At 68.8% G+C, this 26,391-nt stretch carries 26 protein-coding genes and 1 tRNA gene; 22 read left to right on the top strand and 5 right to left on the bottom strand.

Translation table 11 applies throughout. The features are described from left to right. Nucleotides 1-63 precede the first annotated feature (63 nt). The 3 genes from ON30_RS22840 (at nt 64) to ON30_RS22830 (ending at nt 1,088) form a co-directional block, all read left to right on the top strand. A tRNA-Ala gene (locus ON30_RS22840) sits at nt 64-139 on the top strand. A 115-nt stretch (nt 140-254) separates the two neighbouring features. After that, the gene (locus ON30_RS22835) at nt 255-563 is read left to right on the top strand and encodes a type II toxin-antitoxin system prevent-host-death family antitoxin (protein ID WP_040709987.1); all 309 of its coding nucleotides are present in this window, start codon (nt 255-257) and stop codon (nt 561-563) included. A 3-nt stretch (nt 564-566) separates the two neighbouring features. Further along, entirely contained in the window at nt 567-1,088 is a 522-nt protein-coding gene (locus ON30_RS22830; RefSeq protein WP_040709985.1) for a type II toxin-antitoxin system RelE family toxin, read from the top strand. Nucleotides 1,089-1,383: 295 nt separating this feature from the next. On the opposite strand, the gene ON30_RS22825 is transcribed toward ON30_RS22830, so the two are convergent. Further along, nucleotides 1,384-2,154 (bottom strand): N-acetylmuramoyl-L-alanine amidase-like domain-containing protein, encoded by a 771-nt coding sequence (locus ON30_RS22825; RefSeq protein WP_085999394.1) that lies wholly within the window; start codon nt 2,152-2,154, stop codon nt 1,384-1,386. Nucleotides 2,155-2,368: 214 nt separating this feature from the next. Here ON30_RS22825 and ON30_RS22820 point away from each other — a divergent pair, with 214 nt between their 5' ends. From ON30_RS22820 to ON30_RS22805, 4 genes are all read left to right on the top strand, one after another. Further along, nucleotides 2,369-2,599, top strand: coding sequence for a hypothetical protein (locus ON30_RS22820; protein ID WP_040709982.1), 231 nt, complete (start codon nt 2,369-2,371; stop codon nt 2,597-2,599). Nucleotides 2,600-2,742: 143 nt separating this feature from the next. Further along, complete coding sequence (locus ON30_RS22815; RefSeq protein WP_051029811.1) at nt 2,743-4,014, top strand: glycosyltransferase 87 family protein; 1,272 nt, start codon at nt 2,743-2,745, stop codon at nt 4,012-4,014. Between the two features lie 314 nt (nt 4,015-4,328). Further along, entirely contained in the window at nt 4,329-4,697 is a 369-nt protein-coding gene (locus ON30_RS22810; RefSeq protein ID WP_040709981.1) for a hypothetical protein, read from the top strand. Nucleotides 4,698-4,708: 11 nt separating this feature from the next. Next, entirely contained in the window at nt 4,709-5,200 is a 492-nt protein-coding gene (locus ON30_RS22805; RefSeq protein WP_157183809.1) for a hypothetical protein, read from the top strand. A gap of 65 nt (nt 5,201-5,265) precedes the next feature. On the opposite strand, the gene ON30_RS22800 is transcribed toward ON30_RS22805, so the two are convergent. Continuing rightward, complete coding sequence (locus ON30_RS22800; RefSeq protein ID WP_245554171.1) at nt 5,266-7,521, bottom strand: hypothetical protein; 2,256 nt, start codon at nt 7,519-7,521, stop codon at nt 5,266-5,268. A gap of 218 nt (nt 7,522-7,739) precedes the next feature. On the opposite strand from ON30_RS22800, the gene ON30_RS22795 reads away from it, so the two are divergent. From ON30_RS22795 to ON30_RS22755, 9 genes are all read left to right on the top strand, one after another. Next, nucleotides 7,740-8,210, top strand: coding sequence for a MarR family winged helix-turn-helix transcriptional regulator (locus ON30_RS22795; RefSeq protein ID WP_040709978.1), 471 nt, complete (start codon nt 7,740-7,742; stop codon nt 8,208-8,210). A 114-nt stretch (nt 8,211-8,324) separates the two neighbouring features. Continuing rightward, nucleotides 8,325-9,368: a GAF domain-containing protein gene (locus ON30_RS22790; protein ID WP_051029807.1), complete on the top strand. Its 1,044-nt coding sequence runs from the start codon at nt 8,325-8,327 to the stop codon at nt 9,366-9,368. 146 nt (nt 9,369-9,514) lie between these two features. Next, nucleotides 9,515-9,958, top strand: a complete 444-nt coding sequence (locus tag ON30_RS22785) for a GyrI-like domain-containing protein (protein WP_040709976.1) — start codon at nt 9,515-9,517, stop codon at nt 9,956-9,958. A 55-nt stretch (nt 9,959-10,013) separates the two neighbouring features. Next, complete coding sequence (locus tag ON30_RS22780) at nt 10,014-10,448, top strand: effector binding domain-containing protein (RefSeq protein WP_040709975.1); 435 nt, start codon at nt 10,014-10,016, stop codon at nt 10,446-10,448. Between the two features lie 338 nt (nt 10,449-10,786). Next, nucleotides 10,787-11,470, top strand: a complete 684-nt coding sequence (locus tag ON30_RS22775; RefSeq protein ID WP_051029805.1) for a hypothetical protein — start codon at nt 10,787-10,789, stop codon at nt 11,468-11,470. After that, the gene (locus ON30_RS22770; RefSeq protein ID WP_040709974.1) at nt 11,463-13,595 is read left to right on the top strand and encodes an Rv1355c family protein; all 2,133 of its coding nucleotides are present in this window, start codon (nt 11,463-11,465) and stop codon (nt 13,593-13,595) included. Before ON30_RS22775 ends, ON30_RS22770 begins: the two co-directional genes overlap by 8 nt. 67 nt (nt 13,596-13,662) lie before the next feature. After that, on the top strand, nt 13,663-15,480 hold the full coding sequence (locus ON30_RS22765) for a putative bifunctional diguanylate cyclase/phosphodiesterase (RefSeq protein WP_051029809.1): 1,818 nt from the start codon (nt 13,663-13,665) through the stop codon (nt 15,478-15,480). Between the two features lie 100 nt (nt 15,481-15,580). After that, nucleotides 15,581-16,705: a glycosyltransferase gene (locus ON30_RS22760; protein WP_040709972.1), complete on the top strand. Its 1,125-nt coding sequence runs from the start codon at nt 15,581-15,583 to the stop codon at nt 16,703-16,705. Between the two features lie 93 nt (nt 16,706-16,798). Continuing rightward, nucleotides 16,799-17,668 (top strand): SDR family oxidoreductase, encoded by an 870-nt coding sequence (locus ON30_RS22755; RefSeq protein ID WP_040709970.1) that lies wholly within the window; start codon nt 16,799-16,801, stop codon nt 17,666-17,668. Here the strand turns inward: ON30_RS22755 and soxR are convergent. Continuing rightward, nucleotides 17,637-18,122 (bottom strand): redox-sensitive transcriptional activator SoxR, encoded by a 486-nt coding sequence (gene soxR, locus ON30_RS22750; protein WP_040709969.1) that lies wholly within the window; start codon nt 18,120-18,122, stop codon nt 17,637-17,639. The genes ON30_RS22755 and soxR overlap by 32 nt on opposite strands. Nucleotides 18,123-18,245: 123 nt before the next feature. Between soxR and arcA the strand changes: the two genes are divergently transcribed. Both arcA and ON30_RS22740 read left to right on the top strand, forming a co-directional pair. Continuing rightward, nucleotides 18,246-19,508: an arginine deiminase gene (arcA, locus tag ON30_RS22745; protein ID WP_051029803.1), complete on the top strand. Its 1,263-nt coding sequence runs from the start codon at nt 18,246-18,248 to the stop codon at nt 19,506-19,508. 6 nt (nt 19,509-19,514) lie between these two features. Next, on the top strand, nt 19,515-19,880 hold the full coding sequence (locus tag ON30_RS22740) for a GntR family transcriptional regulator (protein ID WP_040709966.1): 366 nt from the start codon (nt 19,515-19,517) through the stop codon (nt 19,878-19,880). Nucleotides 19,881-19,887: 7 nt separating this feature from the next. Here the strand turns inward: ON30_RS22740 and ON30_RS22735 are convergent, their stop codons facing one another. Then, a complete protein-coding gene (locus ON30_RS22735) occupies nt 19,888-21,501 on the bottom strand; it encodes a dolichyl-phosphate-mannose--protein mannosyltransferase (RefSeq protein ID WP_040709965.1) in 1,614 nt (537 codons plus the stop codon). A gap of 144 nt (nt 21,502-21,645) precedes the next feature. Here ON30_RS22735 and rsmI point away from each other — a divergent pair, with 144 nt between their 5' ends. Both rsmI and ON30_RS22725 read left to right on the top strand, forming a co-directional pair. Then, complete coding sequence (gene rsmI, locus ON30_RS22730) at nt 21,646-22,512, top strand: 16S rRNA (cytidine(1402)-2'-O)-methyltransferase (protein WP_281004743.1); 867 nt, start codon at nt 21,646-21,648, stop codon at nt 22,510-22,512. A gap of 10 nt (nt 22,513-22,522) precedes the next feature. Continuing rightward, nucleotides 22,523-23,275 carry an isocitrate lyase/PEP mutase family protein gene (locus ON30_RS22725; protein WP_040709963.1) on the top strand — a complete coding sequence of 251 codons (753 nt, stop codon included), beginning with the start codon at nt 22,523-22,525 and terminating at the stop codon, nt 23,273-23,275. An 11-nt stretch (nt 23,276-23,286) separates the two neighbouring features. Here ON30_RS22725 and metG read toward each other — a convergent pair whose 3' ends face one another. Then, nucleotides 23,287-24,879: a methionine--tRNA ligase gene (gene metG / locus ON30_RS22720; protein ID WP_281004744.1), complete on the bottom strand. Its 1,593-nt coding sequence runs from the start codon at nt 24,877-24,879 to the stop codon at nt 23,287-23,289. Nucleotides 24,880-24,929: 50 nt separating this feature from the next. Between metG and ON30_RS22715 the strand changes: the two genes are divergently transcribed. Both ON30_RS22715 and ON30_RS22710 read left to right on the top strand, forming a co-directional pair. Beyond that, nucleotides 24,930-25,757, top strand: a complete 828-nt coding sequence (locus tag ON30_RS22715; protein WP_040709960.1) for a TatD family hydrolase — start codon at nt 24,930-24,932, stop codon at nt 25,755-25,757. A gap of 166 nt (nt 25,758-25,923) precedes the next feature. Next, nucleotides 25,924-26,391: ubiquitin-like domain-containing protein (locus ON30_RS22710; protein ID WP_040710002.1), on the top strand; the 468-nt coding region annotated here is incomplete at its 3' end.

The raw sequence follows: 26,391 nt of genomic DNA, 5'->3' as shown, positions 1-26,391 counted from the left end.
GATTCGGAGTCTGCGACCAACCTTTGCTACAGTTACCCAGCGCGGTTCCCCAGGGAACCCCGCGGGGCTATAGCGCAGTTGGTAGCGCGTCTCGTTCGCATCGAGAAGGTCAGGGGTTCGATTCCCCTTAGCTCCACCACCGAAAGAGCCGCAGGCAGAGCGCCTGCGGCTCTTTGTTTTCCCGGAGTTGAGTACTAGAGCTATCTGCGCGAGTTTCCGGTCGAATCTAGCTAGAATTCTGTACAGTTATTGCCATGTCCATGCTACGCAACACTCATGAGCTCAGCGTTTCCGATGCCGCGCAGCGAGGTGTCGCCGGGTTGGTTGCAGAGGCCGAGGGAGGCACCGACCTGGTTGTCACCCGTCATCGGCGACCGGTTGCCGCAGTCGTCAGCATGGACCGGCTTGCGGAACTGGATCGCGCGGAATCCGACCTGCGTGACTTGGCGCTGGTGCTGGCACGGGCGGCGACCGACAACGGAAACCGGACGTCGCTCGATGATGTGCTGAGCGCCTTCGGGCACACCAGGGATTCGCTCGCCGAACTCGATGACGACGAGTAGCTGATGGTCGAAATACTGTTTGCCGACGTGGCGATCGATGACCTTCGCAAACTCGGCCCCGACGCAGCGCCAATAATTTTGAAGAAGGTCCTGATCCTGATGGATTCGCCGCAGGCGGGCTATCCGCTGGGCGGCGAACTGACCGGATTCCGCAAGCTGGTCGTAGGGCGGAACACTTGGCGGGTCGTGTATCGAGTGATCGATCAGCAAACCATCGAGATCTGCGAGATCTGGGCGATCGGAGCTCGCGCCGATTCGGAGGTCTATGCAGAAGCGACTGCCCGAATCGTCGCGGCCGCTGCGCGTCTACCTGAATTCACCAAGCTGAGCGCGGTAGTGCAACGGCTAGGTCGCAGCGTCGAATCACTCGACATTCCACCGTTGGCGCTACGCGAACCTGTCCCGGATTGGCTGGCGCAGCGCTTGATTCACACTGTCGGCATGGCTCCCGCCGAGGTCGCGGCGTTGGATCTCGAACAGGCAGTCGACCGTTGGGCCGAATACACGTCGCGGCCGCAGGCATGATCCGACGAGACCGCCTTATCGAAGATTTTGCTTATTCAGGATTTCGCGAATTTGGGTGAGGCGGGCCGCGTTGGTGGGGGAGCGGAGTAGGTGGGCGGTTTCTTGGAAGGAGGCGTATTCGGCCTCGGAGAGCAGGACCGCGTTGCCTTTCGGCTGGTGATGTGGATGGCGATCGCGTCGTCGTTGACCTTTGCGATGAGCGAATGGAGGTTGGCGCGGGCTGTGGCGGCGGACATTGTGGTCATCGTCGGTTCCCGTTCTGGGGTGCTGCTCGATGGGGGTGGAGAAGGAGAGGTCAGAGCGGGCGGAGGACGACTATGCCGGGGACGGTGGTGAGGTAGTCGGTGAGGGGGGTGTCGATGACGCGGTTGGTGGTGGGGAGGGAGGAGGCGTTGCGGAAGACGGGGCCGGTGGGGGTGGTGGCGATGATGCCGACGTGGGTGACGTCGAGGCCGGCGGTGGGGGTGTAGGCGCCGACGTAGTCGCCGTTGCGGAGGGCGGCGAGGACGTTCTGGTCGACGGCGGCGCTGGGGATGAAGGTGATGTCGCGGACGGTGGTGGGCAGTCCGGGGAGGTAGGCGGTGCCGTCGGCTTTGGCGTTGAGGGTTTTGGTGACGGTGGTCGCGGCGGGGGTGAGGCTCGCGGTGATGTCGGTGGCGTTGCGCGGGGACGTCGCCGCCCAGTCGGTGAAGAAGTGGCGGCGGTGGGTGAAGGCGACGGTTTCGTCGGTGTAGCGGACGCGGGTGAGGGCGCGCAGGAAGTCGGCGCGGTCGGCCGCGGTGGCCAGGGCGGTGACGTAGTCGAGGTAGGTGAAGCAGTCGACTCGGCGGGTGTCCACGACCAGTTCTTCGGGGGTGGTGGCGGAGCCGATGAGCATGTCGGCGCCGTAGGGGGTGCCGAGGAAGCGGCGCGACAGCAGTTCGATGAGGTCGCCGCGGGCGAGGTTCGGGGTGGCGGCGCGCTGGGCGAATGCCTCGTCCAAGGCGCGGGAGGTGGTCTCGTCGATGGTGACCGCGGAGGCGGCGGGGGCGGTCAGGGCGAAGCAGCCCACCAGTGCGAGGGCCATGACCAGGTATCGACCGACGGTGCGCAACGTGCCTCCAGCGTGCTCGGGTTGGGCTCCGGTCAAGGCTAGCCGGTCGATTCGGGAGGAGATGAAATCCCGGTGACATGCCCGCATCCGGGACGGATGGCGTTTGACGCGCATTCACCGTGACGTAACCATGGAGGGACGAAGGACCGGCCGGGTGGGCCGGTCGGATGCGGTGGGATGAGGACGCGTGCGGGACCGATCCGATAGTGAGCAGGCGAGGGTCTTCTACGAACTGTTGGTCGCCGAGGCCGCGTCGCTGGAGGCCGCGATCCGGGCGATGGGGGTGACCAGTCGCGGTACGCCGCGCGCGACGACGGAATCGCAATTGCTGCATCGGGAACTGCGCGAGGTCCGGCGATGTCTGGACAATCTGGTCGCGAGTTTTCCCGATCTCGGACAGGAGGCCGCTTCGGGGTGAGGACGGTCACCGCGCCGACGTGAGCGGCTATCACCGCTGTTCCGGACTCTTTCCGGTATGAATTCGGTATCGAGGCCGCGTCGCTGTCAGGTTTGAGAATCCCGGCGGGGGTAAGTCAAGTGTTCGTGCGCAATTCACGGCCGTTGGATTTTCCTGTCACGAAGCCGACGTATTTCGTGCTCGCCACCACCGCCGTGCTCGCGTTGTTCCTGTTGTTCGCCACTGTCGATCCGTGGTTGGACAAGTCGGGAATCCTGGTCGGCGGACTGGACGTGCACGTCTATCGCGACGGCGCGTGGCGCATCCTGCACGATCGCCCGCTCTACACCGAGCCGACCTTCTACGGGCTGCTCTACACCTATACACCGTTCTCGGCGCTGGCCTTTCTGCCGATCGAGCGGGTGCCGTGGGGCGCGGTGACCGACACCTGGTTCGGCGTCAACATCGCGGTGCTGCTGGCCTGTGTGCTACTGAGCTGGCGTGTTCTCGGATATCGCCTGGACCGTCGTCTGGTTCTGGTGAGCGTGTTGTTGACGGCGAGTTGCCTTTTCCTCGAACCGGTGCGCACGACTTTGTACTACGGGCAGATCAATCTGGTGCTGATGCTGTTGGTGCTGTGGGACTGGTCGCGGGCGGAAGGGACGCGCGGGCGCGGTGTCGGGGTGGGGATCGCGGCGGGAATCAAATTGGTGCCGAGCTATTTCGTGGTGCAGTTCGTCGTCTTGCGGCAGTGGCGTTCGGCGGCGACGGCGCTGGGGGTGTTCCTGACCACGGTCGGGGTGAGTTGGGTGCTGCTGCCCGCGGACTCCCGGCAGTACTGGACCTCGACGTTCTTCAAAGCAGGGCGCATCGCCGACGACACACATCCGGCCAACCAGTCGCTGCGCGGGACGATGGCGCATCTGCTCGGCCGTCCCGCGCCGATGTGGTTGTGGGTGTTGGCGGCGTGCGCGGTGGCGGCGGTCAGCCTGCTGTTGACGGCGGCGCTGTATCGGCGCGGTGAACGCCTGCCGGCGGTGATCCTGGCGGGGCTGACGGCGTGTGTGGTGTCGCCGTATTCGTGGGGGCACCACTGGGTGTGGTTCGTGCCGCTGCTGGTGTATCTGGTGCATCGCGCGCAGTACCGGTGGCAGTGGTGGTTCGTGGCGGCCGCGCTGTATCTGTCGTCGTGCGCGTGGGCATATCACTGGAGCCCGACGTGGGTGTCGATCGGGGTGTTCCTGTTGCCGCCGTCGTGGCCGATCGCGCCGATCCTGACGAATATCTACGTCTTGGGCTACGGGGTGTTGTTGGTGGGGGCGTGGGTGCTGTCGCGTCGCGCCGCGCGGGTCGTTCCCACCGAACCGGTGGTGGACAAGGTCGTGGTGCGGCAGACGTGGTCGGGACCGGCGCGGGCCGATCTGCCCGTCGACTGACCGTCGGTGTCGATAGTGGGCGCGCGGTCCATCGCGGGCCGACTCGCCCTGGCCCCTGGAGAAGGCGCTGCTGCTCGAAACGCTGCGACGGCTTCCGCATGTCGAGGTGCCTACGCGATTCCTACGATCCGACTTCGTATCAATGCGCAGGTATTTCGAGAGGGGCGCACAACAAGAGTTCGATACTGCTCGACATATCGCCTGTTCCTGAGAAAATCAACGCGAAGGTCTCAGGTTGTTCATCTACTGTTCAACTCAGTAGTTGGTCGCCGACGGTCGGCGACCGGAACACCCGAGAGCGAGGCAACGGAGCCGTGGCGAATCGTGTTCTTCGACGGCGTGTATCGACCCTGTCCCTGCTCGCCGGCGCGGCGACGGCGGGCCTGATCGCGGGAGCGGGCGGCGCGTACGCGAATCCCGACGCGCGCGCGGGCCACCCCGGTCGCGACACCACCGGCGCGCACCACATCGACCCGCTCGGCTACAACCACACCGATCCGAATGTGTTGCGGCAGCGCGAACATCAGGACGCGCGCCGCGACTATCGCGACGAGCGGTACGGGCAGGGGCAGGCCGCGACGCCGGGTGTCGGCGGTTCCGGGGGCGACCGGAGTTGGACGGCGGTGCCGCGCGAGGACGGTTCGGGCTACACGGTCTGCCGCCCCCGGGCCGGCTGGTGCTGAGGGGGATGACGATGGGACACAGAGCAATTCGTATCACTTTGCCCGCGGCGGCGGTTCTCGCGCTGGGGACGATCACGGCGGGCGGCGCGAACGCCGACCCGGCGGCGTGCCTTTGGGCGGGCGTGCAGTACCCGGCCGGGACGACGATCACCGCGGGTGGTTCCGGCTACACCTGTGGGAACGACGGTCGTACACCCGTGTGGTCGGCGGGGCCGGTGCGCGCGGACGGCCGGGTCGTCGCGAATCCGGGTGCGGCGGGCCACCCCGCCGGTGTGTTCAGTCCCGGCGCGCGGCAACCGGGGACCGACTACTCCGACTACTGCGTCGGGGCGCAGTTGATCGACGGCGCGCAGGACGTCCACCAGGTGGTGGTCACTCGCGACGGCACCCACCTGTGGAAATCCGCCGCCTCGATCTCGGAGTGGGATTTCGCACCCGGTGACCATCGTCCCGGCCCCACTTGGCGGTCGGATTCGCTGTGCATCGACGGCGCGCTGACCTGATGGGCGTGCGGCCGGACGGTCGCCGGGACAACGAATCACCGCGATGATGTAGACCGACGCGAGGTTCACGGACCGGTGACGGTCACCTCGCGTTCGGGATTCCCCTCGACCGGGATCGCCGTCGCGGACCCGATGGGCGCGTCGACTCCGCGGCGGCGCTGACGCAGGTGCAGCCAGTGCAGGGCCCCGAGGCCGGCCACCCCGCCGACCGCGCCCGCGAGGGACAGTTCCCATCCGGGCGGTCGCCAGGTCAGCGTCAGGTGGGCGGCGCGGGTGCCCGCGGGGATGTCGACCGCGAGGAAGGTCTTGGCGACCGTGGCCAGCGGAAGTTCGCTGCCGTTGAGCGTGATCCGGTGTCCCGGCCAGTTCAGCCGGGACAGCACCAGCCGTCCGCCGTTGGCCGAACTGACGACGGCGTCGGTGCGGTAGGTCCGGTGCTCGCCGGCGGACAGGACCACGACGCCGTCACTGTCGGCGATCATGCCGTCGCGTCCGGAGACCGGGCCGTCGACGCGTTCGAGGACGTGGATGTAGCGCTCGTGGCCGGGGTGGTCGACCCACCGCCAGCCTTCGGGAGCGGGCCGTTGCCGGGCGTCGGGGTACTGGGCGACGTGCAGGACGACGCGGTCCATCTTCATCAGGTCGACGACGGTGCGTCCCGTGGACGGTTCGATCTCGAAGGCGCGGCGGTAGGCGTCGGCGCACGTGCTGCCGTCCCAGGCCATGCACAGCAAGCCGGCGAAGGCGGCGTGACCGATCGGGGTGTAGCCGTTGACGTAGTCGAGGCCGAGGTTCTTGGCGTAGCTGCCGATGGACAGCGATCCCCACGCCCCCGACAGGGTCCGGTCGCCGGGTTGCAGCAGTGCCCGGTCGGCGAGTTGCAGGGTGCGGCCGGGGAAGTCGGGGAAGGCGGCGGCCATCTCGGAGCGGCGTTCGGGGAAGTTGTAGGACAGCGGGGTGGGCGGGGCGCTGTGCACCTGGACGTAGGCGATGGGGAACATCGCCGCGATGGTCAGGGCGCAGGCGGCGGCGATGCCGCGATGACGCGCCAGCCAGAGGACCCCCGCGCCGAGCGCGACCACCGCGAGGACCGCGAGCAGGTGCCGCACCCAGAGGTCCGGCGCGGCCGAGATCGATCGGATCAAGAGGGCTGCGACGAGCAGGCAGGCCGCTGTCAGTCGACGCCGTGCGGAGTCGAACACGCCGTGTCTGCTCAGCAGAATGCACACCAGGACCAGCAGCGCGATGGCCAGCATCGGCAGCACCCGCGCGGGCCAGCGCAGCGGTCCGATCGCGCCGGGGCCCGCGGTCCACATGAGCACGATCGCGGCGAACAGGACGACGCCGCTGTATTCGCGCAGCGAGTCGGCCGCCGCGCGCCAGGCGACGAACGCCAGCGCGGGGATCAGGAACCAGGCGATGTAGACCATCGGCAGCGGTTGCACATGCCCCCACCAGGCGGTGAAGGCCGGAGTGGTGCTGGGGAGACTGGCGTTCAGTGATTCCGACCACGGCACGGTCAGGAACGGGTCGTTGTGGATTTCGACGCTGCCGCGCCAGGTGACCTGCGAGGACAGGATGCCGGGCAGATTGGCGGCCAGGGCGGCCAGGGCGGCGCAACCGGAGGCCAGGATCAGGCGCACGGCGGGTGCGGCGCCGCGTTGGAACAGGTATTCGCCGACGGCGACGCAGGCGATGACCAGTCCGGCGAGTACGGCGGGGAAGGCGTACTGGACGGTCAGGGTGAGGTAGAGGAACACGAACAGCGGGATCGGCCCGCTGCGGCCGCGCGCGTAGAGGACCGCCGAGGCCCACGCGTTGACCAGCCAGGCGGTCGCGGTGTGCGGGGTGACCCAGCTGGCCTGGTCGAAGAACAGGAACCACCCGCTGAGCGGGAAGGCCGTGCCCGCGACCGCGGCCCAGGGCGCGCGGGCCCCGTAGGCCAGGCAGATCCGGTAGACGCCGAGTGCGGCGATGATGGAGAACACGAGTTTGACGGCGGTCGCGTAGAGGGCGAGGTCGTCCATCGACGGCGCCAGGAAATGGACGAGCAACTGGGGCGGGTTGTAGAGTCCGGCCTCTTCCAGCGAGTAGTTGCCCGACATCCACTGCCACGGCACCAAGGCGGGAAAACGTCCGGCGCGCAGCTCGTTTCCGAGCATCACCCACATCGGCGCGTACTGCGCCTCGGTGTCGTCGGTGTAGTAGTGGCGTGCGTCCGCGAGCAGGACCGCGGCGTATCCGGCGAGGACGCCGACCGCGGTGATCGCCCCCCAGAGGACGCGTTCTCGTCGCGATTCGATGGTCGCGCTTGTTCTCACGAAGGCGGGAGCGTAGGCGAATCGGGTAAACAGGACAAGACCGGCACGTGGATCGTGACTGTGTACGCCGTCGCCCATGCGGAACAGTGGGCCGCGCGGACCCCGCTGATCGACGTCTCCGCCGACGGTGCGCTGGCCTGCGGTTCGGATGGTTGCTGACCTGCGGTTATTGTGGGCAACCGAATGGCTCGCTACCGTTCGGTGAGGAGGTGGTGACGATGACGGACCCCGAGGAACTCCAACTCGACAACCAGGTGTGCTTCGCGCTGTACGCCGCGTCCCGCGCGATGACCAGGCTCTACCGTCCGCTGCTGGACGGTCTGGGGCTGACCTACCCGCAGTACCTGGTCATGTTGGTGCTCTGGGAACGTCAGCCGGTGACCGTCAAGGAACTCGGCACGGCGCTGGAACTCGACTCCGGCACCCTCTCGCCGCTGCTCAAGCGGTTGGAGGCGAACGGTCTGCTGACGCGCACGCGGTCCGTCGAGGACGAGCGGTCGGTGCAGGTCCGCCTGACCGAGCAGGGCGCGGCGCTGCGGGCGCGGGCGCGCACCGTTCCGCGCAGGCTGGCCGAGGCCATCGGCTGGGATCTGGACGAATTGACCGAATTCCGGGGCAGGCTGCGTGAATTCGCCGCCGTGGTGGAACACCGGCAGGTCGAGCCGGAGGAACCGGTCCGGCCTTCCTGACCAGCGGTCGATCCGAACCGGCCGGGTGGCCGTAGAGTCGAACGCGACAGGGGCAGCAGTCGACCACGTCGCCAGGGGCAGGGCGCGGGGTCGTCCGAGAACCGAGGGGGGAATATGTGGTATCTGATCGACGCCGCGGAGCCGGACCGGGGGATCCGGCAGGTGCCGGGAGAGGGCGGTGTCCGGGAGCGTTCGCTGCACCGGTTGGTGCGGCCGAGTTCGCTGGCGGCCGTGGCGAGTTCGGTGGTGGGGCAGGTCATCGAGTCCAACGACCGCGCCGAGCGGGAGGTCCTGGTGCGCGGCGCCATCCAGCACGCCTACGCCGAACCCGTGCCGGGGCCGGACGGCGCTCCGCTGGCGGTGCGGCTGTGGGTGGGGGCGGCCCGGCGGGACCAGCCGCCCGGGATCGATGTCTTCGTCTGGGACGGCGGCCAATGGACGGTGATGAGCCATGGCGGCGGCGGCACGGTGCTGCCCGGCGGGCATCCGATGCTGCACGGCGCGTGGTTCCTGTCCCGGATCGTGGAATGCGAGGACCGCGACCGCTTGGTGGCGGCGGCGCTGCAAGCGGCGCCCGGGGTGCAGTGGCAGGGCACGATGCAGGTGCTCACCCCTGACGATCGCGGCGCGAAGGTGTTCGGGTTCTTCCGCTACCACGCTCCCGGCATGCTGCGCGGCCTGCTGTTGCAGGTCGAACCGGCCCGCGAACCCGGCCTGGTCGCGCCCACCTATCACCGCGATGCCGCGGCGGCGCTGCTCGGCAGCACCGCCGCGCTCATCGACGTCGAGACCATGCAGATCATCGAGTGGCTGACCCCGCCGCTGACCGAGATCGCCTGGCGGCACCATCCGGCTTCGCGCGGGGTCGATCCGGGCGAGGCGGACACCTTCGACCTGGTCACGACCCATCTGGTGCATCCGGACGATTTCGAGATCTACGGGCGCACGCTGATGTCGCTGGCATGTGAGCAGGTGGAGCGGGCGCGATTGGTCGTCCGACTGCTGACGATCTCGCGGGAGTGGTGCGCGGTCGAGTTGACGTGCATCCGCTTGCCGCGCGGTCTGCCGCGTTTCCTGACCTGTCTGATCCGTCCCGTCCCGAGCGACACGCCACCGGGGGTGGCCGTCTGGGGCGGCGGGTCTGCCAACCCCGCTTGACGGACATATGACCAGTTCAACGCCGGTCCGGGACGGGCCGCGCGGCGGCCGGGTGATCGTTCCCGGCGCGGTCGTGTTGATAGCATGGCGGTTCCAGCCGACCGGATGCGGGCGCGCCCCAGGATGCACCTCGAAAGAGTCTTTTCATGCAGTTTGAAATCGTCGAGCGGGACGAGACGTGGGTTGCCGGACTCCCGGTGCGCAGCCCGAAACGTGCGCTCGGGGAATTGCGTGACCACGATCTCGAGGCGGCGTGGGCGGCGGTGCTGCACCAGGAACTCGGCGGTCCGCTGGCCAGCGCGTACACCGATTACAGCGGCGAACTCGGCACCTATCACACCCAGATCGTGGGATATCAGTGCGCGCGCTTCGAGGAGGTGACCCGCGGTCACCTGATCGCGCGGTTGCGCGCCGGGACCTACGCGCGCTTCTCCTCGGTGGGCAATTTCCCGCAGGTGATGACCGACCTGTGGACCCAGATCGCCTACGCCGAGGAACACAATCAGATACGACGGACCTATACCGGGGATTTCGAGTGTTATCCGCACGCCTACAAGATCGATCTGTACCTGGCGGTGGACCCGCGATGATCGAACCAGTCGACGGCGGGCACCGTACCGGGGCGAATGCGGGTGAGGCGCGGACATGAGTTATGCGATAGCCGTGCGCAACGAGGCGATCTACGGCGGATTGGTCGTTCCGCGGGTGCGGCCGAGTTTCAAGGTCAGCAACAGCGATCTGATCGAGTTCCTCAAGGACAGACTGCGCGACCGCGCGGAGACGAACGATCCGATGTTCACCGTCTACGTGCCCGATCCGGCGGGCAACTACAACGCGATGGTGAGTTTCGAGTACGCCGCGCCGGAGTCGGTTCCGGTCGGTGATCTGCTGGTGCGGGTGCCCAAAGGCGTCTACGCGCGGTTCGTGCCGAACGGGGATTACCACGACCCGGTCGAGGACGTCTGGGCGCAGGTGGACGACGCGACGGCCTCCGCGGAGATCACCCGCGCCTACCGCGAAGAAGTCGAGATCTGGCGCGGTCCGGACACCGTGGAACTGTTCATTTCGATACTCGTTTGATAACTAGCTGTTAGCCTCTAAGGAACCAACCGGTTTCCCTGATATGTCGCACATTCGTGACAAGCACTCTGACCAGCCAATACTTCGGACTTAACGCGATGTTTTCGGGAGATTAGCCGGACGCCTGGAGAATTCTCGGCGGATGGCGGATACTGCACTGGGCAACTGCACCGGACGGCTGGCCCGTCGGGGGCGGATCGCCGGGTCAGCAGGACAACCGTGCGCGAGTGCGGAGCTACGGAGTAGGAATACCGATGACTGTCGACGCGATTGCAGTCGTTCCGGAAGAATCCCTGGACAGGGGAATCCCGCGATTTCGGGACGAGCAGTCCGGATGCATGTTCTATGTTTCCACCCCCGCCGCACGCCCGGTCCTGTGGGAGCAGTATCTGCGCGGTGCGCTGGAGAATTACCGTCACTTCGGCGTCGAGGCCGCGCTCGAATACGAACGCATCGAGGACGGTCACAGCACCGCATTGTGCTTCCTGGCCGTCGACCCCGCGGGCGCCGTGGTGGCCGGGGTCAGGATGCAGGGCGTCTACGGCGCGGCCGAGCAGGTCAGGGGTGTCGCCGACTGGGTCGGTCACGCCGGCGCCGACGATCTGCGCGCCATGGTCGCCGACCGCATCCCCGACGGTGTGATCGAGGCCAAAGGCGCTTGGGTCGACCGGGATTCGGCGCACCGATCGGCGCTGAGCGCCGCCGTCTCGCGGTGCGTGCTGCACACCGCCCGTATGCTGGACGCGCGCTACGGATTCGCCACCGTCGCCACCTTCACCGTGGCTCGCCATCGCGCGAGCGGCGCGGTGGTTGCCGACCATATCCCCGCGGCCCCGTATCCGGACGAACGATACGAGACGGTACCGCTGTGGTGGGACATCGAACGATTCCATGAGTTTGCCGAGCAGTCGCAGTGCGCGCTGACCCGTGCCGAACAACGTCAACTCGGTTGGGCCGATCTGCCGGGGATCGCGAGTTCGCCGCGACGGACGGAAACGGCGGGTCGTCGCGCGCATGGGTAGTGACCGGCGTCGGGTACCGGAATATCGACCGCGGATCCTCGACGAGAACGTCCCGGACGACGCGCGCGTCCTCGAACAATTGCGGGCCGCGCCCGATATCGAGTGCGTGGATCTCATCGAACTCCTGCTCGCGGAATACGACCGACTCGCGGGCGCGCGAATGCCCGCCGGTGGCCCGGAAACCCGGCGCTGGATCCATTACCCGTGGCGTCGCGCGCTGGTGGGCGTGCTGGGGCCCGCCGAGTACCGCGCGGTCCGACTGGATCGCAATCGCAACAAACTGACGGCCGAGGAACAGGATCGCCTGGGCGAGTCCACGATCGGCGTGGTCGGGCAAAGCGCTGGACACGCGGTGGCCTATCAGTTGGCGCTCGAGGGTGTCGCGGGCGCGCTGCGTCTGGCCGATCTGGACGAGATCGAACTGTCGAATCTCAATCGGGTCGCGGGCACCGTCTTCGACATCGGCGTGAACAAAGCGGTGGTGACCGCGCGGCGCATCGCCGAACTCGACCCGTATCTGCCGGTGGAGATCGTCGAGACCGGCGTGGCCGCCGACAACGCCGACGAGTTCCTGCGCGGCTTGTCCGTCGTGGTCGAGGAATGCGATTCGCTGGACATGAAATTGGTGGTCCGCGAGGCCGCCGCCCGGCAGCGCGTGCCGTTGCTGATGGAGACCAGCGACCGCGGCCTGCTCGATGTGGAGCGCTTCGATCTGGAACCGGGGCGTCCGCCGTTCCACGGCCTGCTCGGCGGTCTGCGCGCGGCGGATCTGCGCGGGCTCGCGGCCAAGGACAAGGCCCCGTTCGTGGTGCGCCTGTTCGGCGCCGACGAATTGTCACCGCGCCTGGCGGCCAGCATGGTCGAAGTCGGTGAGACGCTGTCGAGTTGGCCGCAGTTGGGCAGCGAGGTGATGTACGGCGCGGCGAGCGTGGTGGCCGCGGCCCGGCGCATCGGTCTGGGACAGAAGCTCGCCTCGGGTCGGATCCGCATCGATATGGACCGCCTGCTGGATGAACTCGCGGAGCCCGTGCCGGTCGGCGATGCCGTCTGGGACGACCCGCCCGAACCCCCGACCGCCGACGATCCGGTCGCCCGGGTGCTCGAGGCCGCCAATCGGGCGCCCTCCGGCGGCAACGTCCAGCCGTGGCGGCTGCGGGTCGACGGCGACCGGATCGGCGTCGACCTGGCCGTCGAGCACTCCTCGGCCATGGATATCGGGTATCGCGGCAGTGCCGTGGCGGTGGGTGCGGCGCTGTACAACGCGCGCGCCGCGGCGGCTGCCGAAGGTTTGCTGAAATCGGTCGAAATCCACGAATCGGACGGCGTGGTTCCGCTGTCCGCCACGCTGGTCCTCGGCGCGGGCGGGGATGCCGCGACGGCCGCCGACTACCCGGATCTGCTCGCCAGGGAGACCAATCGCGGGCTCGGCGACGGCAAGCCGCTGCCGCCGGAACTGCTGCCCGCGCTGCTCGCCGCGGCCGCGCTCGAAGGGGCGGGGCTGCACGTGCTCACCGATCCCGCCGACCTCGCCGCCGCCGCCGATCTGCTCGCGGAGGCGGATCGGATCCGCTATCTCACGCCGCGGTTGCACGCCGACATGCAGAGCGAGATCCGCTGGCCCGCGAGCGATCCCGATGTCGGCATCGACGCGCGCAGTCTCGCGATGACCGCGACCGAACAGGCCGGACTGGAGATCGGGCGACGCGCCGAGGTGATGGCGCAGGTGCGGTCATGGGACGGCGGCGCGGCACTGGGCGCCTACACGGGCGACCGGGTGCGCTCGGCCTCGGCGCTGGTGGCGGTGACCATCGCGGCGGGCCCTGGACTCACCCCTTACGCGCGGGCGGGCGGGGCCGTGCAGCGGGTGTGGATCGAGGCGCAGCGACGCGGTGCGGCCGTCCAGCCGATCTCCCCGCCGTACCTGTACGCGCGAAGTTCTGGCGAACTGGCCGCGATTTCCCCGGACTACGCGGATACACTAGCGTCACTTCAGAGCCGTTTCCTGAACCTACTGGGAGTGCCCGGACATGAGATCATGGCATTGGTTCTGCGCCTGAGCCACGCGGCCGCTGCCACGGTGCGGAGCAGGCGGCGTCCGGTGCCGGGCGTTGACACCCGAAGCTAGCGCGATCGGAGACAAGGTGCCTCGGCGGACACTCGACTCACTGGTGACCCAGGTCGCCTCCGAGCTGATGGGTGTTGACGCCACGACCATGGTGGCGGCGACCGAACGCGTACTGGCCCAGTTGGTCGAGTACTTCGATGTCGATTTCAGCTATGTGCGGCACACCGACCGCGAGCGTCGCGCCACCGTGCTGGTCGCGGAATGGCCGCGCAGGCCCGAGGTGCCCGATCCCGATCCGCTCGGCGTCATCTACTTCGAGAACGCCGACGGCGTCTTCCGTCAGCTCGAGACCGCGGTCGAACCGCTGGTCGCGCGACCGACCCCGGAGTTCGCCGACTACCAGGACACCGTGCGCCGCGCCTCGGGCATCCCGCAGGTCACCTCCGCGGCGGTGCCGCTGCTCTCGCGCGGCGAATCCACCGGTGTGCTGGGCTTCGTCAAGTCGGGCGACCGGGAGTGGAGCACCAGGGAACTCAACGTCCTCAAGGCCATCGCCGCGCTGTTCGCGCAGTTGCAGGCCCGGGTGGTCGCCGAGGAGCGGTTGCGCTACATCGCCCTGCACGACGACCTGACCGGTCTGGCGAACCGCCGCGCGCTGCTCGAGCACATGGAGGAACGACTCCAGGCGGGCGCGCCCGGTCCGGTGGCCGCGTTCTTCCTCGATCTGGACCGCCTCAAGGCCCTCAACGACTTTCTGGGACACACGGCGGGCGACAACTTCATCCGCACGCTGTCGTCGCGACTGCGCGAGCACCTGGACCCCAACGACATGATCGCGCGCCTCGGCGGCGACGAATTCGTCATCGTCCCGGCCAAGCCGATGGACGCCGTCGCCGCCGAATACGAGGCCGCCCGCGTCCAGCAGTTGATCGGACGCCGGGTCACCGTCGGCGGCGAATCGGTCAGCCGCGGGGCCAGCGTCGGCGTCGCGGTCGGGATACCGGGGGAGACCACCGTCGCCGACGTACTGCGCCGCGCCGACCACGCGCTGCTGTCGGCCAAATCCGGCGGCGGCAACGGCGTCGCGGTCTTCACCGACGCGATGCGCGCGCAGTTCGAGTTGCAGGACGACGTGGAACTCAACCTGCGCGGCGCGGTCTCCGACGGCTCGCTGCTGCTGCACTACCAACCCGAGGTCGACCTGCGCACCGGCCGGATCGTCGCGCTCGAGGCGCTGGTCCGCTGGATGCATCCGACCAGAGGTCTGCTGCCGCCCGCCGCGTTCGTCAGCGTGGCCGAGGCCACCAACCTCGCCGGGGAACTGGGCCGCTGGGTGATCCGCTCGGCGTGCGCGCAGTTCGCCGAATGGCGGCGGCGCGGTCTGGCCTCCAACGTCATCATGCGGATCAACGTCTCGCCGGTGCAGTTGGTCAGCCTCGATTTCGTGGAGCGCATCGAGGACATCCTGCGGCTGTTCGGGATCGACGGCAGTTCGGTCTGCCTGGAGATCACCGAGCACGTGGTGGTGCAGGATCTGGCCCGCACCCAGGTCACGCTGCGCGGGCTCAAGCGGATGGGCGTGCAGATCGCCATCGACGATTTCGGCACCGGCTACAGCTCGCTGTCGCACCTCAAGGCGCTGCCGGTGGACGCGGTGAAGATCGACCGCGGGTTCGTGCAGCGGCTCGGCGCGAGCACCGACGACTTGGCGATCGTCAAGTCGATCATCTCGCTGGCCGGCTCGTTCGGACTCGGCGTGGTCGGCGAAGGCGTGGAGACGGCGGTGGCGGCGCGCACCCTGGTCGGTCTCGGCTGCTATCGGGCGCAGGGCTTCCTGATCGCCCGGCCGATGCCGTCCAACGAGGTGGAACAGCATCTGGCGTTGGGGCGCATCCCGCTGGATCTGGATCTGCCGCGCGTCGGACGCACGCAGTCCGCCCGCTGACCGGCCGTGCCCGCGCTTTCGCCGGGTCTTCCACTGCTGTTCACGTTCCGTTGAGCGCGCGTGTCCCGGCGGTAACCGGTCCCGCTGCACGATCGGCGGGGTGCGCATCGTGCAGCTGGCGAACTTCTACGGTCCGCGGTCCGGTGGTCTGCGCACCGCGCTGCACCACCTGGGCGAAGGCTACGTGGCCGAGGGGCACGAAGTGGTGCTCATCGTGCCCGGCTCGGCTCGCGACGAGCAGATCCTGCCGTCCGGGGTCGTGCGGATCACCCTGCCCGCGCTGGCGATCCCGTGGACCGGCGGCTACCGCGCGGCCGATCCGCGCCGGGTGGCCGACGCGCTGGAAGGGCTGCGCCCCGATGTGCTGGAAGTGTCGGACCGGCTGACGTTGCGGGGGTTCGGCCGGTGGGCGCGGCGTCGCGAGGTGGCGAGCGTGATGATCTCCCACGAGCGGCTGGACCGGCTGCTCGGCCAGATCCTGCCCGGTTCGGCGGCACGCCGTTTAGCCGATATCGCCAACCGGCGCACCGCGGCCGACTACGACGTCGTCGTGTGCACGACCGAATTCGCCCGCCAGGAGTTCCAGCGCATCGGCGCGCCGAATGTGGAACTGGTGCCGCTGGGAGTGGATCTGGACCTGTTCAGCCCGCACAAGCGTGACGACCGACTACGCAACGACCTCGGCCCCGGATGGCCGCTGCTGGTGCACTGCGGGCGGTTGTCGGTGGAGAAGCGGGTCGACCGCAGCATCGAGGCGATCGGCGCGCTGCGCAAGGAAGGGGTGCGGGCGCGACTGGTCGTCGCCGGGGACGGGCCGCGCCGCGAGGCGCTGGAACGGCGCGCGCGTGCGCTGCCGCCGCTGGCGGGCGGCATCCCGGCCGTCCACTTCACCGGGTTCATCACCGACCGCACGATGGTCGCGAAACTGCTTGCCACCGCCGATGTCTCGCTGGCCCCCGGCCCGCACGAGACCTTCGGGCTGGCGGCCCTGGAAGCGCTGGCGGCGGGAACGCCGGTGGTGGCGAGCCGGTCCTCGGCGCTGGTCGACATCGTCACCGACGAGTGCGGCGCGGTCGCCGCCGACCATCCCTCCGCCTTCGCCCAGGCGGTCACCGAGGTGCTGGCGTTGCCGACCGCGCGTCGTCGCCTGGCCGCGCGCACCCGCGCCGAACAGTTCACCTGGCCGCGCGCGGTGGCGGGCATGCTCGACGTGCTGGGCCGCTGAACCGCTCCGCGCGGTCCCGGTCGGCCGAGGTGGGCGACGCGCGCCGGGCGGCCGAGTACCCTGCGGTGACAATCCGAGCGACACGAGATGGGGATGCGCGTGGCTGTTGTGGGACGTAGGACGGTGCGGGACGCGAAGGTCCTGGTGACAGGTGCGGCCAGCGGGATCGGCCGATCGACGGCGCTGGCCGCCGCCGAGGCGGGAGCGCTGCTGGTGCTCACCGACATCGACGCCGAAGGGCTCGAGCGCACGGCGGCGGAGATCCGCGCGGCGGGCGCGACGGTGCTGGCCGCCGCCGCTTTCGACATCACCGACTTCGATGCCGTCACCGCTTTCGCGGAGAAGGTCCACGCCGAGCACGACGCCCTCGACATCGTCATGAACATCGCGGGCACCTCGGCGTGGGGCACCGTGGAGAACCTCGAGCACAAGCACTGGCGGCGGATGGTCGAGGTCAACCTGATGGGGCCGATCCACGTCATCGAGAATTTCGTGCCGCCGATGGTGCGCGCGGGCCGCGGCGGGGCGCTGGTGAACGTGTCCTCGGCGGCGGGGCTGATCGCCCTACCCTGGCACGCGGCCTACAGCGCGGCGAAGTTCGGCATCCGGGGCGTCTCGGAGGTGCTGCGTTTCGATCTGCGGCCGCACGGCATTTCGGTGCATCTGGTCGCGCCGGGAGCCGTGGACACCCCGCTGGTGCACAGTTTCGAGTTGGTGGGGGTGAACAAGGAGGACCCGCGGGTCCGCCGGATGACGGGGATCTTCACCCGACACGCGGTGGCGCCGGAAAAGGTTGCGACGGCGATTTTGCGCGGAATAGAACGCAATCGCTTCATCGTCTACAGCTCGTTCGACATCCGCTTCGGCTATTGGTGGGCGCGTAAATTCGCGCTGCCCTACGACGTGGTGATGCGGCGCGCGAGCGCGCACTTCAGCAAGCTGCTGGCTTCGATGGACAGTTGAGGTGGGTGTCGAGGACGCGCGCGCCGGGTCCTTCGACGCCGAGCCGGTCGTGTTCGTTGACCAGTTTGCAACTGCCCAGTGACAGGCAACCGCAGCCGATGCAGCCGGTGAGGTTGTCGCGCAGGCGGATCAGTTGGTTGATGCGATCGTCGAGGTCACCGCGCCACGTGGTGGACAAGGTCTCCCAGTCGCGGCGGGTGGGGGTGCGGCCTTCGGGGAGTTTGTCGAGGGCGGCGCGGATCTCGCTGAGCGGGATGCCGACTCGCTGCGAGATGCGGATGAAGGCGACCCGGCGCAGGGTTTCGCGGGTGTAGCGGCGCTGGTTGCCGCTGGTGCGTCGGCTGGTGATGAGTCCTTCGCGCTCGTAGAAGTGCAACGCGGAAACCGCGACTCCGCTACGCTCGGACAGTTGACCGGGGGTCAGTTCCTTCGCTCGCCAATCGGCAGTCGACATGCACTCTCCTCCATTCACCTAAACAATACTTCAGGTTTTGGCGGCGGTCTCCGGAATGGACGGCTCGCAACATCGCACGACCAATTGCGTGCTCAGGACCGATCCGGGAACTACGGTCGGGTCATGGGAGCTGATGCTGTGTCCGGGGGGCGTGTCCACGAACCTCGTTGGGGGGTGACCTCCGAGGTCGCGACCCTGCGCGCGGTGCTGCTGCACCGCCCCGGCGACGAACTACGCAGACTGACCCCGCGCAACAACGATCAACTCCTCTTCGACGGCATCCCCTGGGTGGAACGCGCCCAGCAGGAGCACGACACTTTCGCGGGCGTGCTGCGCGAGCGCGGCGTCGAGGTGCTGCTGCTGGCCGACCTGCTCGCCGAAACCCTCGCCGTCAGCGGGGCCGCGCGCATCCAGGGCATCAACGCCGCCGTCGACGCGCGCCGCCTCGGTCACACCCTCGCCGACGAACTGGCCGCCCACCTGCGCGGGGTCCCGGCGCGCGAACTCGCCGACATCCTGATGGCCGGGATGACCTTCGACGAACTCCCGATCGGTCCCGACGCGACCTCGCTGGTGCGTCGGATGCACCACGGCGGCGATTTCGTCATCGATCCGCTGCCCAACCTGCTGTTCACCCGGGACTCCTCGTTCTGGGTCGGACCGAGGGTGGCGATCACCTCCCTGGCCCTGCCCGCCCGGATGCGCGAGACCTCCTTCACCGATCTGATCTACGCCTTCCACCCCCGCTTCCTGGGCGTGCGCCGGGCCTACGAATCGCACACCGCCCCCATCGAAGGCGGCGACGTCCTGCTGCTCGCACCGGGCGTGGTCGCCGTCGGCGTGGGTGAGCGCACCTCGCCCGCCGGCGCGGAAGCGTTGGCGCGCAGCCTGTTCGACGACGACCTCGCCCACACCGTGCTGGTCGTCCCGATCGCGCAGACCAGGGCCACCATGCACCTGGACACCGTGTGCACCATGGTCGACACCGACGCCGTGGTCATGTACGAGGCGGTGCGCGAGAGCCTGCGCGCGTTCACCATTCGCCGTCGCGACGACTACGGCGGCCGTACCGGGGGCGGCGGGGTCGACATGCGCGGCCCCGACCCGTTCCTGCCCGCCGCCGCCGAGGCCATGGGCATCGGCAAACTGCGCGTCATCGACACCGGTCTGGACGGCGTCACCGCCGAGCGCGAACAGTGGGACGACGGCAACAACACCCTGGCCCTCGCGCCGGGCGTGGTGGTGGCCTACGAACGCAACGAGATGACCAACGCGCGCCTGGCCGACGCGGGCATCGAAGTCCTGACCATCCCCGGCTCCGAACTGGGGTCGGGGCGCGGAGGTCCCCGCTGCCTGTCCTGTCCGCTCGCCCGTGACGAGGTGTGAGCCGCCATGTTCCCGGTCACGATCAACCACGAATCGCAGATCCCGCCGTACGAGCAACTGCGCCAAGGCATCATCGCCAGGGTCCGCGCGGGCGAACTCACCGCGGGCACCAAGATCCCGACGGTGCGCGCGCTCGCGGCCGATCTCGGCCTCGCCCCCAACACGGTGGCGCGCGCCTACCGCGAACTCGAGGCCGACGGCGTGCTGGAGACCCGCGGACGCCAGGGCACCTTCATCGCCTCCTCCGGCGACCCGACGGTCGACGCCGCGGGCCGCGCGGCCACCGACTACGTGGCGGCGATCCGACGACTCGGACTCGACGACGCGACCGCGCGGCGCTACCTGGAGGCCGCGCTGCGGGCGGCACGCTGAGCCGCGCTCAGCGCCAACTCGGCAGCCACAGGCGGTTCTGCCACTCCGAGACGGTGATCGGCGCGCCGGTCAGGATCGGCCACAGCCAGACGAAGTTGATGACGACCAGGCTCACGTACAGGCAGACGATGAGCAGTCCGAGGCTCGCGCGTTCGGACGGGATGGTGGGCAGCATCGCTCCGGTGGGGCTGCGTCGATGCGAGCCCGAGCCGAGGATGTCGCCGAGGGCCAGCGCGACGGCCATCGCCAGGAACGGGGCCAGCGGGACCGCGTAGAAGAAATACATCTGCCGGTCCAGGGTGAGGAACCAGGGCAGCAGGCCCGCCGCGTAGCCGGTGAGCACGGCGGCGTAGCGCCAGTCGCGCCTGGTCGCGGTCCGCCACAGCGCCCAGACCAGCACCACGGGCGCGATCCACCACAGCGCGGGCGTGCCGATCAGCATCATCGCCTTGACGCACTGCGCCTCGCCGCAGCCCTGCACGCTGCCGTCGGCGTAGTAGTAGAGCATCGGGCGCAGACTCATCGGCCACGTCCACGGCTTGGATTCCCACGGGTGGTGGTTGCCCGCCGAATTGGTCAGGCCGGTGTGGAATTCCATCGACCGCGCGCTGTAGTACCAGAGCGAACGCAGCGCGTCGGGGATCACGTGCGACCAGAAGCCGTCCCGGCCGATCGGGTCGCCGGGGGCGGACGGATTGCCCGGCATGTGCCGGTAGACGCCGGTCTCGCTGCTCAGCCACGCCCAGTAGGTGGCGATGTAGACGCCGATCGGGATCAGGACCAGCGCGTAGAGCGCGGGCCCGATATCGCGGACCGCCGTGCCCAGCCACGGCGCGCGCACCCCGTAGGTGCGCCGGGCCGCCAGGTCGAAGGCGACGCTGAGCAGACCGAACGCGAGAACGAAATACAGGCCGGACCATTTGGTGCCGCAGGCCAGGCCGAGCAGCACGCCCGCTCCGAAGCGCCACCAGCGCACCCCCAACCGCGGACCCCAGCGGGTCAGTCCGGCGCGACCCTCCGCGTCCGCCAGGGCCAACCGTCTTCGGACCTCGTCGCGATCCACGATCAGACAGCCGAACGCGCCGGTGACGAACAGCGCCATGAAGATGTCGAGCATGCTGAAACGCGAGGAGACGAAGGTGACGCCGTCGGCGATCAGCAGGATGCCCGCGATCGCGCCGATCAGCGTCGAGCGCGCCATGCGGCGCACGGTCCGCATCACCACCAGCACCATCAGCGTGCCCGCCAGCATCGCCGTGATCCGCCAGCCCCAGGCGTTGTAGCCGAAGACCATCTCGCCCAGCGCGATCATCTGCTTGCCGACCGGCGGATGCACGACCACGCCGTAGCCCGGGTTGTCCTCGATCCCGCCGCCGGTCACCATCTGCCACGCCTGCGGCGCGTAGTGCTTCTCGTCGAAGACCGGAGTCTTGGCGTCGGTGGGGTAGTTGAGCCCGATGAGCCTGGTCAGGAACGCGACGAAGGTCAGGAATCCGGTGACTGCCCAGCCGCGCAGGGTGTCGGTCGGCCCGAAATCGGGCGTCGGCCGCAGCGGAGCGGGACTCGACCAGGAGGGCGGGGTCCCGGACGGTGCGGTCGCGCGGGAGGTCACCTGGGTCACGCCCCGATCGTATGCGTTCCACGGCTGCGGGTCGCGCAGCGGTGCGTCCCCTCGACCGGCGCGCGACGGCCCGCGCGCCGCCGCGCACTAGGCTGCACTGCGGATGCGGCGGACGCCGGGTCCGGCGGTCGGGACGGGAGTGCGGTGGCGCAACGGGCGGCGGAACAGGACACGCGCGGCGGGCTCGTGCTGGCGGCGACCCCGATGGGCGATATCGGCGACGCCTCGCAACGCCTGCGCGACGCGCTGGCAGGCGCGGACGTCGTAGCCGCCGAGGACACCCGCCGCACCCGCTCGCTGGCCCAGGCCCTCGGGGTGCAGATCACCGGGCGCGTGGTCAGCTTCTACGACCACGTCGAGACCGCGCGCATTCCCGCCCTGCTCGAGGACATCACCGAGGGGCGCACGGTGCTGTTGGTCACCGACGCGGGCATGCCCTCGGTCAGCGATCCCGGCTACCGCATGGTCGCCGCGTGCGTCGAGCGCGACCTGCCGGTGACGTGTCTGCCCGGACCGTCCGCCGTCACCACGGCCCTTGCCTTGTCCGCGCTGCCGGTGGAGCGGTTCTGCTTCGACGGGTTCCCGCCGCGCAAATCCGGTCCGCGCCGCACTTGGCTGCGGACGCTGCTCGCCGAACCGCGCGCGTGCGTGTTCTTCGAGGCCCCGCACCGGCTCGCCGACTGTCTGGCCGACGCCGTCGAGGTCCTCGGGCCCGACCGGCGCGCCGCGGTCTGCCGGGAGCTCACCAAGACCTACGAGCAGGTCGTGCGCGGCACCCTCGCCGAACTCGCCGCCTGGGCGGTGGAGGGCGCGCGCGGGGAGATCACCGTCGTCCTGGCGGGCGCGGAACCGGTCGACGCCGACCCGGCCGACCTGGTGGCCGAAGTAGAATCGCGCATCGCCGACGGACTGCGGCTCAAGGACGCCTGCGGCGAGGTCGCGGCGGTCGCCGGTGTCTCGCGCCGCGAACTCTACGACGCGGTGCTGGCGGCCCGCGCCGCGAACGGGTAAAGATCGAATCATGACCTCAGTGGAGAACAAGGCCAAGGCACTGCTCGAGCTGCACCGGCCCGGCGACCCGGTCGTCCTGCCGACGGTGTGGGACGCGTGGTCGGCGAATCTCGCGGTGGACGCGGGCTTCCCGGCGTTGACGATGGGCAGCCACCCGGTCGCGGATTCGGTGGGCCGCCCCGACGGGGAGGGCATGACCTTCCTGGAACTGCTGACCCGGGTCCGGCAGGTCACCGACGCGGTGACGGTCCCGATCTCGGTCGACATCGAATCCGGCTACGGGCTGGAACCCGCGCAGTTGATCGAAGGGCTGCTCGAGGCCGGCGCGGTCGGGCTCAACATCGAGGACACCGTGCACAGCGAGGGCAAGCGGTTGCGCACCGCCGAGGAGCACGCCGACTTCGTGCGCGGACTGCGCGAATTCGCCGACGCCGCCGGGGTGCACGTGGTCGTCAACGCCCGCACCGACCTGTTCCTGCGCAAGGACGGCGAGGACGCCGACCGTGTGGATCGCGCGGTGGCCCGGCTGAATCTCGCCGCGGCGGCGGGCGCGGACGTCCTGTACCCGGTGGGCTGGCACAGCGACGCCGACCAGCGCAGGCTGACCTCCGAACTCACGTTGCCGGTCAACGCGATCGCCAAGCCGGGCGAGACGGAACTGTCGGTGCTGGCCGATCAAGGGGTGGCGCGGATCAGTTTCGGCCCGCTGTTGCAGTTCGCGCTCGCCGAGGAGGCCAAGCGCCTGCTCGCGCGCTGGCGCTGAGTCGAGCGGTCCTAGACCTTCTCCTCGACGTAGCGGGGGTAGACCGGTTCCGGCGCGGGCAGCGCGGTACCCGGGACCAGCGGCGTGGCGATATCGGCGAACTCGCGGCCGCGCTGCCCCAACAGATCCAGGATCTTGCCCGCCGAGGCGGGCATCACGGGCTGCACCAGGATCGCGACCACGCGCACCACCTCGAGGGTGACGTAGAGCACCGTCGCCATCCTGGCCAGATCCGCCTCGGTGCCCGCCTTGCGCAGCGCCCACGGCTGCTGGGCCGAGAAGTACTTGTTGGTCTCGCCGAGGGTCAGCCAGATCGCCTCGAGCGCGAGATGCAGTTGCTGGACATCGAATTCGGCGCGGCAACGCTCCAGAAGTCCGTTGACGCGGTCGAGCAGGGCGGTGTCCTCGGCGGTGAACTCGCCCGGGGTCGGCACGACCGCCCCGCAGTTCTTGTTCACCATCGTCAGACTGCGCTGCACCAGGTTGCCGAATTCGTTGGCCAGGTCGGCGTTGATGCGTCCGACGATGGCCTCGTGGCTGTAACTGCCGTCCTGGCCGTAGGAGATCTCGCGCAGCAGGAAGAAGCGCACCGCGTCCAAGCCGTAGGCGTCGACCAGTTCCAGCGGGTCGACGACGTTGCCGACCGACTTCGACATCTTCTCGCCCTTGTTGTACAGGAACCCGTGCACGAACACGCGTTTGGGCAGTTCCACCCCCGCCGACATCAGGAACGCCGGCCAGTACACGGTGTGGAAGCGGGTGATATCCTTGCCGATGATGTGCAGGTCGGCGGGCCAGAAGCGCTGGAACGCCGCCGAATCGGTGGCCGGGAACCCCACGCCGGTGAGGTAGTTGGTGAGCGCGTCGACCCACACGTACATGACATGGTCGGGGTGCTCGGGCACCGGGACGCCCCAGTCGAAGGTGGTGCGCGAGATCGACAGATCCTTCAGCCCCGCCTTGACGTAGCTGATGATCTCGTTGCGCCGGGTGGCGGGCGCGATGAATTCGGGATGCTCGTCGTAGAGGGCGAGCAGCTCGTCCTGGTACTGCGAGAGCCGGAAGAAGTAGTTCGATTCCTCGGTCCACTCGACGGGGGTGCGGGTGTCGGTGGAGATCCGGGTGCCGTCCTCGAGGACTGTGGTCTCCTCGTCGGTGTAGAACGCCTCGTCGCGCACCGAATACCAACCCGAGTAGTTGCCCAGGTAGATGTCGCCGTTGCCGAGCATCCGCTCCCAGATGGCGATACTGGCCGCGCGATGGTCCTCGTCGGTGGTGCGGATGAACCGGTCGTAGGAGATGTCGAGCGCCTTGTCCAGCGCCTCGAAGACATCGGAGTTGCGCGCCGCGAGTTCCTCCACCGGAATGCCTTCGGCGGCCGCGGCCTGCTGCATCTTCTGGCCGTGCTCGTCGGTGCCCGTCATGAAGAACACCTCGTGGCCGTCGAGGCGTTTGAACCGGGCGATGGCGTCGGCGGAGATGTATTCGTAGGCGTGCCCGATGTGCGGCGCACCGTTCGGGTACGCGATGGCCGTGGTGATGTAGAAGGCTGTGCGGTCGGCTGCGCTCATGGTGTGTCTACTGTAATGGCCGTGCCCGCACAGCCTCGAACGAATATGCCCGCACGCGCGCTGTCGGCGATCGGAGGTCGTCGATGAATGCCAAACGCGAGGCCCCGCCGCTGCCGCCGCCGCTGGAACCGCTGGTCGACGCGCACACCCATCTGGACGCGTGCGGCGCGAGCGACGCCGCCTCGCTCGGTGTGGTGGTGGACCGCGCGGCCGCGGTCGGCGTCGGCACGGTGGTGACGGTCGCCGACGATCTGACCGCGGCGAAGTGGGCGGTCTGGGCGGCGGGCGCGGACGACCGGGTGTACGCGGCGGTGGCCCTGCACCCGACGCGCGCGAACGCGCTGGACGAGGCCGCCAAGCAGGATCTGGAGAAGCTCGCCGTCGACCCACGTGTGGTCGCGGTGGGCGAGACCGGCCTGGACTACTACTGGCCGGGCAAACTCGAGGGCTGCGCGGACGTCGAGACCCAGATCGAGGGTTTCCGCTGGCACATCGATCTGGCCAAGCGGGTGCGCAAGCCGCTGATGATCCACAACCGGGAGGCCGATCACGATCTGCTGGCGGTGCTGCTGGACGAGGGCGCGCCGCCCACGGTGATCTTCCACTGCTTCTCCTCGGACACGAATATGGCGCTGGCGTGTGTCGAGGAGGGATATGTGTTGAGTTTCTCGGGCACGGTGAGTTTCCGGAACGCGCACGAATTGCGCGAGGCCGCCAAGGTGGTGCCCGACGATCAGATCCTGGTGGAGACCGACGCGCCGTATCTGACGCCGCATCCGTTCCGCGGTGCGCCCAACGAACCGTATTGCCTGCCGTACACGGTGCGGGCGCTGGCGGAATTGCGGGAACAGGATCCGGCGGAACTCGCGCGGATTACCACGGCGAACGCGCGGCGGTTGTACCGCATCTGAACTTCCCGTTCGGGAGCGGCGCGCAAACATATTGTGGGGCAGATCACTCGGCGTTACCTATTTCGTGATCCACCAGGGCGCTCGTGATCGGTTCGTGATCTTCGCGGGCACTGCTCCCGCTCCCGGGGTTGTCGAGTGCAAACCCCTTCGTTATCGTGCTGTGATCATGTCCCCTTTCGTGCGCATCAACCGGTCCCGATCGCCGCTGCTCTACGCGGCGATCGCGGCGCTGCTGATGACGTTGATCGTGGGCGCGGCGATGGCCATCGTGAACCGCAAGACGGTCACGGTCGTGGTCGACGGTGAGAAGTCGACCCAGACCACCATGTCGCGCAACGTCGCGGGCCTGCTGCGCGCGGCGGGCTTCTACGTCACCGACCGCGATCTGGTGCGGCCCAACCTGGCCGCCGCGCTCGTCGACGGGGCGACCATCGTGTTCAACCGCGCGCGCGAGATCACCCTCACCGTCGACGGCACGCCGCGCAAGGTGTGGACCACCGGCATCACCGCGGGTGAGGCCCTGGAACAACTGCGGATCCCCGACGACACCTACGTCTCCCCGCGTCGCGACGAGAAACTGCCGCTGACCGGCGCGGCGTTGCAGGTCTCCACCGCGCGCTCGGTCTCGCTGCTC

Source organism: Nocardia takedensis NBRC 100417 (assembly GCF_000308695.1).
GTDB lineage: Bacteria > Actinomycetota > Actinomycetes > Mycobacteriales > Mycobacteriaceae > Nocardia > Nocardia takedensis.
Note: the sequence above shows the minus strand (reverse complement) of the source record. Positions and strands in the feature narration are given on the sequence as shown.